At 46.6% G+C, this 9,366-nt stretch carries 3 protein-coding genes and 1 pseudogene; all 4 read left to right on the top strand.

Features of this window, described 5'->3' with window-relative positions:
- A pseudogene (locus RH86_RS20405) lies at positions 1 to 69 on the top strand (50S ribosomal protein L10); the annotation flags it as partial.
- Between the two features lie 59 nt (positions 70 to 128).
- Positions 129 to 494, top strand: coding sequence for a 50S ribosomal protein L7/L12 (rplL, locus tag RH86_RS10010; protein ID WP_005596695.1), 366 nt, complete (start codon positions 129 to 131; stop codon positions 492 to 494).
- A 228-nt stretch (positions 495 to 722) separates the two neighbouring features.
- The gene (gene rpoB, locus RH86_RS10005; RefSeq protein WP_005596698.1) at positions 723 to 4,751 is read left to right on the top strand and encodes a DNA-directed RNA polymerase subunit beta; all 4,029 of its coding nucleotides are present in this window, start codon (positions 723 to 725) and stop codon (positions 4,749 to 4,751) included.
- Positions 4,752 to 4,856: 105 nt separating this feature from the next.
- A complete protein-coding gene (rpoC, locus tag RH86_RS10000; RefSeq protein ID WP_005596700.1) occupies positions 4,857 to 9,059 on the top strand; it encodes a DNA-directed RNA polymerase subunit beta' in 4,203 nt (1,400 codons plus the stop codon).
- The last annotated feature ends 307 nt before the right edge of the window (positions 9,060 to 9,366 follow it).

Below are 9,366 nucleotides of genomic sequence, written 5' to 3'. Positions count from 1 at the left end.
GCTTCAGCTGGCAAGCTGGTACGTACTATCGCTGCTATCCGCGATCAAAAAGAAGAAGCTGCGGCGTAAGCCTTGCTTTTTTTACTGGTTGCAAAATAAACTTATTGTTGACTTAAAAGAGAATTGTTATGTCTATTACTAACGAGCAAATCCTAGACGCAGTTGCAGAAATGTCTGTAATGCAAGTTGTTGAACTAATTGAAGCAATGGAAGAAAAATTCGGTGTTACTGCAGCTGCTGCTGTAGTTGCTGGTGGTGCTGCTACTGAAGCTGCTGCTGAGCAAACTGAATTCGACGTAATCCTAACTGCTGCTGGCGCTAACAAAGTACAAGTTATCAAAGCTGTACGTGGCGCAACTGGTCTAGGCCTTAAAGAAGCTAAAGCTCTTGTAGACGGCGCACCTGCTGCTCTTAAAGAAGGCGTAGAAAAAGCTGAAGCTGAAGCTCTTAAAGCACAGCTAGAAGAAGCTGGCGCTTCTGTTGAAATCAAGTAATTATTACTTAATTTCATAGCCGCAAGGCTAATGGCTGGTGGTTTATTAACCACCGGCCTTTTTGCGCTGTAGGGTCTAGGTGAATTTTCCCGCTGTTTAAGCACCTTTATCCGAGCAAAACTCATGATGTTCATCGAATCACATGAGACTACAGTAAACAGTTGTTAGTCACTGTCCCACCCGTCAGGCGGACAGTTTGGGTCACTTATCAGCGAGCTGAGGAACCCCATGGTTTACTCTTATACCGAGAAAAAGCGCATCCGTAAGGACTTTGGTACTCGTCCACAAGTTTTGGACATTCCATACCTGCTATCGATCCAGCTCGATTCGTTCGAAAAATTTATCGAACAGGATCCTGAGGGGCAATACGGTCTTGAGGCTGCTTTCCGTTCTGTTTTTCCAATTCAGAGCTACAACGGCAATTCCGAGCTGCAATACGTTAGCTACCGTCTTGGTGAGCCAGTTTTTGATGTTAAAGAATGTCAAATCCGCGGTGTTACTTACTCAAAGCCACTACGCGTAAAACTACGCCTTGTGATCTTTGATCGAGACGCGCCAGCAGGTACTGTAAAAGACATTAAAGAACAAGAAGTCTACATGGGCGAAATTCCGCTTATGACAGACAACGGTACCTTCGTAATTAACGGTACCGAGAGGGTTATCGTATCCCAGCTGCACAGAAGCCCAGGCGTTTTCTTCGACAGCGATAAGGGTAAGACCCACTCATCAGGCAAAGTTCTATACAACGCACGTATCATTCCTTACCGTGGCTCATGGTTAGACTTTGAGTTCGATCCTAAGGACAACCTGTACGTACGTATCGACCGTCGTCGTAAGCTACCTGCATCAATTATTTTGCGTGCACTTGGTAAGACTACCGAAGAGATCCTAGATCTATTCTTCGAGAAAGTTAACTTCCAAGTGAAAGATCAAACTCTACTAATGGAGTTGATCCCAGAGCGTCTACGTGGTGAGACTGCTTCGTTTGATATTGAAGCAAACGGCAAAGTATATATTGAGCAAGGTCGTCGTGTAACTGCGCGTCATATCCGTCAACTTGAAAAAGAAGGCGTTGACCACATCGAAGTACCAGTTGAGTACATCGTTGGTAAAGTTGCATCGAAAGATTACGTTAATGAAGCGACTGGCGAAGTTATCGTTTCTGCTAACCAAGAGATCAGTCTTGAAGCATTAGCGAACCTTTCTCAAGCTGGCCACAAAGCGCTAGAAGTTCTATTTACGAACGATCTAGACCACGGTGCCTTCATGTCAGAAACTGTACGCGTCGACAGCACTGTTGATCGTATTTCTGCACTGGTAGAAATCTACCGCATGATGCGCCCTGGCGAGCCGCCAACGAAAGAAGCTGCTGAATCATTGTTCGAAAGCCTGTTCTTCTCTGAAGAGCGTTACGACCTATCAACTGTTGGCCGCATGAAGTTCAACAGCTCAATTGGTCGTGCAGATGCAGACGAGCAAGGTACGCTAGATGAGCTAGATATCATCGAAGTGATGAAGAAGCTGATCTCGATCCGTAACGGTAAAGGCGAAGTGGACGATATCGACCACCTTGGCAACCGTCGTATCCGTTCAGTTGGCGAAATGGCTGAGAACCAATTCCGCGTTGGTCTTGTACGTGTTGAACGTGCAGTGAAAGAGCGCCTAAGCCTTGGTGACCTTGATGCAATCATGCCTCAAGATCTAATCAACGCTAAGCCTATTTCAGCAGCGGTTAAAGAATTCTTTGGCTCTTCACAGCTTTCACAGTTTATGGACCAAAACAACCCGTTGTCAGAAGTTACGCACAAACGTCGTATCTCTGCATTGGGTCCTGGCGGTCTAACGCGTGAACGCGCTGGCTTTGAAGTACGTGACGTTCACGTAACTCACTACGGTCGTCTATGTCCGATCGAAACGCCAGAAGGTCCAAACATCGGTTTGATCAACTCACTATCTGCGTTTGCACGTTGTAACGAGTACGGTTTCCTAGAGACTCCATACCGTCGTGTAGTAGATGGTGTTGTAACTGACGAAGTTGATTACCTATCTGCAATCGAAGAAGGTCAATACGTTATCGCTCAGGCGAACACGAAGTTGACTGAAGAAGGTACATTTGATGATGAGCTAATCACTGCTCGTCAGAAAGGTGAATCTGGTCTTCACCCTCGTGAACACGCTCAGTACATGGACGTTGCAACGAACCAGGTAGTATCAATCGCTGCATCGCTTATCCCGTTCCTAGAACACGATGATGCGAACCGTGCCTTGATGGGCGCGAACATGCAACGTCAGGCAGTTCCAACTCTACGTGCTGATAAGCCGCTAGTTGGTACTGGTATTGAACGTAACATCGCAGTTGACTCAGGTGTAACTGTTGTTGCGAAACGTGGTGGTTCTGTTCAGTCTGTAGATGCTTCTCGTATCGTTGTTAAAGTGAACGAAGAAGAATTGATTCCTGGCGAAGCTGGTATCGATATCTACAACCTAACTAAATACACTCGTTCTAACCAAAACACGTGTATCAACCAACGTCCATGTGTAATGCCTGGCGAACCGGTTGCTCGTGGCGACGTTCTTGCTGATGGTCCTTCAACAGACCTTGGTGAACTAGCACTTGGTCAGAACATGCGTATCGCGTTCATGCCTTGGAACGGTTACAACTTCGAAGACTCGATCTTAGTATCTGAGCGCGTAGTTCAAGAAGACCGCTTCACGACAATCCACATCCAAGAACTATCTTGTGTGGCGCGTGACACGAAACTGGGTTCTGAAGAGATCACTGCGGATATTCCAAACGTAGGTGAATCTGCTCTGTCTAAACTAGACGAGTCAGGTATCGTTTACATTGGTGCTGAAGTTAAGGGTGGCGACATCCTAGTTGGTAAAGTAACGCCTAAAGGCGAAACTCAGCTAACGCCTGAAGAGAAGCTACTACGTGCTATCTTCGGTGAAAAAGCATCAGATGTTAAAGATACATCACTGCGTGTACCAAACTCAGTTTCAGGTACTATCATCGATGTTCAAGTTTTCACTCGCGATGGCGTAGAGAAAGACAAGCGTGCGCTTGAAATTGAACAGATGCAGTTGAAAGAAGCGAAGAAAGACCTTACTGAAGAGTTCCAAATTCTTGAAGGCGGTCTACTAGCGCGTGTTCGTTCTGTATTGATCGAAGGTGGCTACTCTGAAGCGAAACTAGACACGACTGATCGTAAGAAGTGGCTAGAGCTAACGCTTGAAGATGATGCTCTACAGACTCAGCTTGAGCAACTAGCAGAGCAGTATGACGAGCTACGTGCAGACTTCGATAAGAAGTTTGAAACTAAGCGTCGTAAGATCACACAAGGTGATGATCTAGCTCCTGGCGTACTGAAGATCGTTAAGGTTTACCTTGCGGTTAAACGTCGCATTCAGCCTGGTGATAAGATGGCAGGCCGTCACGGTAACAAGGGTGTAATCTCTAAGATCAACCCTGTTGAAGACATGCCATACGATGAAAACGGTCAACCGGTAGACATCGTACTTAACCCGCTGGGTGTACCTTCGCGTATGAACATCGGTCAGATCCTAGAAGTTCACTTAGGTCTGGCAGCGAAAGGTATCGGTGAGAAAATCAACAAGATGGTGAAAGAGCAGCAAGAGCTAGCGAAATTCCGCGAATTCCTGCAAAAAGTTTACGACCTAGGCGATACTCGTCAGACTGTAGACATTGCTTCTCTATCTGATGCTGAAGTGCGTACATTGATCGGCAACCTACGTGGTGGTCTACCAATCGCAACGCCAGTATTTGATGGTGCACCTGAATCATCAATCAAAGCTCTTCTAGAGCTAGCAGACCTACCAACATCTGGTCAGCTTAAATTGTTTGATGGTCGTACTGGTGATTCGTTTGAGCGTCCTGTAACTGTTGGTTACATGTACATGCTGAAACTAAACCACCTTGTTGACGACAAGATGCACGCTCGTTCAACTGGTTCGTACAGCCTAGTAACTCAGCAACCACTTGGTGGTAAAGCTCAGTTCGGTGGTCAGCGTTTCGGTGAGATGGAAGTATGGGCACTAGAAGCATACGGTGCTGCTTACACGCTTCAAGAAATGCTAACCGTTAAGTCAGATGACGTTAACGGCCGTACTAAGATGTACAAAAACATCGTAGACGGTAACCACAGCATGGAACCTGGCATGCCAGAATCGTTCAACGTATTGTTGAAAGAGATTCGCTCGCTAGGTATCAACATCGAGCTAGAAGACGAAGAGTAATCACTTATTCCCCTGAGCGTGAGCTCAGGGAAATTAAGCGATTATCGGTAAAAAGGTGCTCACTTTTGCAGGTGGGCTCCTTTTAACTCCTTACAGGAGCTGATTGTGAAAGACTTATTAAACTTTCTAAAAGCGCAGCATAAGACCGAAGAATTTGATGCAATCAAAATCGGTCTATCTTCACCAGACATGATCCGTTCATGGTCTTTTGGTGAAGTTAAAAAACCTGAAACGATTAACTACCGTACGTTCAAACCTGAACGTGATGGTTTGTTCTGTGCGCGTATTTTTGGCCCAGTAAAAGACTACGAATGTCTTTGTGGCAAATACAAGCGCCTGAAGCACCGTGGTGTAATCTGTGAGAAGTGTGGCGTTGAAGTTACACAAACTAAAGTTCGTCGTGACCGTATGGGCCACATCGAGCTAGCTTCACCAGTTGCTCACATCTGGTTCCTAAAATCACTACCGTCTCGCATCGGTCTACTAATGGATATCCCACTACGTGATATCGAACGTGTTCTTTACTTCGAAATGTACGTTGTAACTGAGCCGGGTATGACTGATCTAGAAAAATCTCAGATGCTTACTGAAGAAGAGTATCTGGATCGTCTAGAAGAGTGGGGCGATGAGTTCACGGCTAAAATGGGTGCAGAGGCTATCAAGGACCTTCTAGGTTCTATGGACATGCACGCAGAAGTTGAACAAATGCGCGAAGAGTTAGAAACCACTAACTCAGAAACTAAGCGTAAGAAGCTGACTAAGCGTCTGAAACTGGTTGAAGCGTTCATTACTTCGGGTAACAACCCTGAGTGGATGATCCTAACTGTACTTCCAGTTCTTCCGCCAGATCTACGTCCTCTAGTACCACTAGATGGCGGTCGTTTTGCGACTTCAGATCTGAACGACCTTTACCGTCGTGTGATCAACCGTAACAACCGTTTGAAGCGTCTTCTAGAGCTAGCGGCTCCAGACATCATCGTACGTAACGAAAAACGTATGCTGCAAGAGTCTGTTGATGCCCTTCTAGATAACGGTCGTCGCGGTCGTGCGATCACAGGTTCTAACAAGCGTCCTCTGAAATCTCTTGCTGATATGATCAAGGGTAAACAAGGTCGTTTCCGTCAGAACCTTCTAGGTAAACGTGTAGACTACTCTGGCCGTTCTGTAATCACAGTAGGTCCATACCTTCGTCTACACCAGTGTGGTCTTCCTAAGAAGATGGCACTTGAGCTATTTAAGCCGTTTATCTACAGCAAGCTAGAGACTCGTGGTCTTGCGACTACAATCAAAGCTGCTAAGAAAATGGTAGAGCGCGAAGAAGCAGTCGTTTGGGATATCCTAGACGAAGTGATCCGTGAACACCCAGTACTATTGAACCGTGCACCAACACTTCACCGTCTTGGTATCCAGGCGTTCGAACCAGTACTAATCGAAGGTAAAGCGATTCAGCTACACCCACTAGTGTGTGCGGCATACAACGCGGACTTCGATGGTGACCAAATGGCGGTTCACGTGCCTCTAACTCTAGAAGCACAGCTTGAAGCTCGTACTCTGATGATGTCGACGAACAACATTCTGTCGCCAGCGTCAGGTGATCCGATCATCGTACCTTCTCAGGACGTTGTATTGGGTCTGTACTACATGACACGTGACAAGATCAACGTGAAAGGTGAAGGCATGTACCTTGCTGGCCCTGAAGAGGCTGAGAAGGCATACCGCACTAAGAACGCTGAACTACACGCACGCGTTAAAGTACGTATTACTGAAACTGTTGTTGATGAAGACGGTAACAGCACAACTGAAACGAAGATGGTTGATACAACTGTCGGTCGTGCAATGTTGTGGCAAATCGTTCCAGCAGGTCTACCGTACAGCATCGTTAACCAAAAGCTAGGTAAGAAGCAAATCTCTAACCTACTTAACGAGTGTTACCGTAAGCTTGGTCTAAAAGACACAGTAGTATTTGCTGACCAAATCATGTACACCGGTTTTGCTTATGCAGCACTATCTGGCGTATCTGTTGGTATCAACGACATGGTTGTGCCAGATGCGAAGTACACTGAAATTTCAGCAGCAGAAGAAGAAGTTCGCGAAATTCAAGAACAGTACCAATCTGGTCTTGTAACTGCGGGCGAACGATACAACAAAGTTATCGATATCTGGGCATCAACGAACGACCGCGTAGCGAAAGCTATGATGGAAAACTTGTCTTACGAAACTGTGACTAACCGTGACGGTGAAGAAGAGCAACAAGAATCGTTCAACAGCATCTACATGATGGCCGACTCGGGCGCACGTGGTTCTGCAGCTCAGATTCGTCAGCTTGCTGGTATGCGTGGTCTGATGGCTCGTCCAGATGGTTCGATCATCGAAACGCCGATCACTGCAAACTTTAAAGAAGGTCTAAACGTCCTTCAGTACTTTATCTCAACGCACGGTGCTCGTAAGGGTCTTGCGGATACAGCACTGAAAACAGCAAACTCGGGTTACCTAACTCGTCGTCTAGTAGACGTTGCTCAAGACGTTGTAGTTACTGAACATGACTGTGGCACTGTTGAAGGTGTTGACATGATGCCTCATATCGAAGGTGGTGACGTTAAAGTTCCACTGGCTGAGCTGGCTCTAGGTCGTGTTGTAGCGGAAGATGTTCTTAAACCAGGTTCTGAAGATGTTCTAATTCCACGTAACACTCTAATTGATGAGAAGTGGTGTCAGATCATGGAAGAGAACTCTGTAGACAGCATGAAAGTACGCTCTGTCGTTACTTGTGATGCTGACTTCGGTTGTTGTGCACAGTGTTACGGTCGTGACCTAGCACGTGGTCACCTAGTAAACCAAGGTGAAGCAGTTGGTGTTATCGCTGCTCAGTCTATCGGTGAACCAGGTACACAGCTAACGATGCGTACGTTCCACATCGGTGGTGCGGCATCTACTGCAGCAGCAGAGAACAGCATCCAAGCGAAGAACACAGGTTCGGTTAAGCTTCACAACGCTAAGTTTGTAATCAACAAAGCTGGCAAGCTTGTAATCACTTCTCGTGCATCTGAAATGACCATCATTGATGAGTTCGGTCGTACGAAAGAGAAACACAAACTGCCATACGGTTCGATTCTAAGCAAAGCGGACAACGATGCGGTAACAGCTGGCGACGTAGTTGCTAACTGGGAAGCGCACACCATGCCAATCATCACTGAAGTGGCAGGTCGCATCCAATTCGTTGACATGATCGACGGTGTAACAGTTTCTCGCCAAACAGATGACCTAACGGGTCTATCTTCAAGCGAAGTAACTGATCCGGCTGCTCGCCCAGCTGCAGGTAAAGATATGCGTCCAGCTATCAAACTTGTAGATGAGCAAGGTAACGATGTAATGATCCCTGGTACTGATATGCCAGCTCACTACTTCCTACCTGGTAAAGCGATCGTTAACATCGAAGATGGCGCAGAAGTTGGCATTGGTGACACACTATCTCGTATCCCTCAAAAATCGAGCGGAAACAAAGATATCACCGGTGGTCTACCACGCGTAGCAGACCTATTCGAAGCTCGTAAGCCTAAAGAGCCTGCGATCCTAGCTGAGCACACTGGTGCAGTAAGCTTTGGTAAAGAAACGAAAGGTAAGCGTCGTCTAGTGATCACTCGCGACAGCGGTGAAGTTTACGAAGAGATGATTCCTAAGCATCGCCAATTGAACGTGTTCGAAGGCGAGAAAGTGGAACGTGGTGATGTTATTGCAGATGGTCCAGAGACCCCGCATGACATTCTACGTCTACGTGGTATCCACGCAGTAACTCAGTACATCGCTAACGAAGTACAAGAAGTTTACCGTCTACAAGGCGTTAAGATTAACGATAAGCACATTGAGACTATCGTTCGTCAAATGCTACGTAAGTGTACTATTACACACGCGGGTGACTCTGAGTTCCTACCTGGCGAGCAAGTTGAATATCACAATGTTAAGATTGCTAACCGTAATCTAGAAGCTGAAGGCAAAGAGCCTGCACGTTTTGAACGTGACCTTCTAGGTATCACTAAAGCATCTCTAGCAACTGAGTCGTTCATCTCTGCGGCATCGTTCCAGGAGACAACTCGCGTACTAACAGAAGCTGCGGTTTCTGGTAAGCGTGATGAGCTACGTGGTCTGAAAGAAAACGTAATCGTGGGTCGTCTGATCCCAGCGGGTACTGGTTTCGCATACCACCAAGAGCGTCAAGCTAAGCGCGCTGAAGAGCAAGAAGGTCCATCTGCTGAACAAGCAACAGATAACCTAGCAGCACTTCTAAACGCTGGCTTCTCTTCTGAAGATTAATCTTCGAGACGAGCAATAGCTTAAGAAAAAAGGCACCTTCGGGTGCCTTTTTTGTTTTTGAAGAATTGAGAAGCGAGAAGCGAGAAGCGAGATCGGTGGGGAGGATATTCAATTAAGCGGTGACTCATCACCAAGACGAAAGGAAATTAGATCCCCAACTCGCTCGTGCCTCACTCTTGAGGATGACGACCTGCTTTGCCAGCAATTACGTGAAATAAAGCTCAGGATATTACCGTCGAACCTTTGGTCATTCCCTAGACTGACGAAGGAAGGCGTCGGGAATCTATGGCTGCGACAATGACGATAT

Source organism: Vibrio sp. N418 (genome assembly GCF_000222565.1).
GTDB classification, from domain to species: Bacteria; Pseudomonadota; Gammaproteobacteria; order Enterobacterales; family Vibrionaceae; genus Vibrio; species Vibrio scophthalmi.
The sequence above is the reverse complement of the archived record's forward strand: the minus strand, read 5'-3'. Positions and strand labels throughout refer to the sequence as shown.

Excerpts from the sequence above, each read along its gene's own strand:
- rplL (WP_005596695.1), top strand. The coding sequence starts at position 129 with ATGTCTATTACTAACGAGCAAATCCTAGACGCAGTTGCAGAAATGTCT.
- rpoB (WP_005596698.1), top strand. The coding sequence starts at position 723 with ATGGTTTACTCTTATACCGAGAAAAAGCGCATCCGTAAGGACTTTGGT.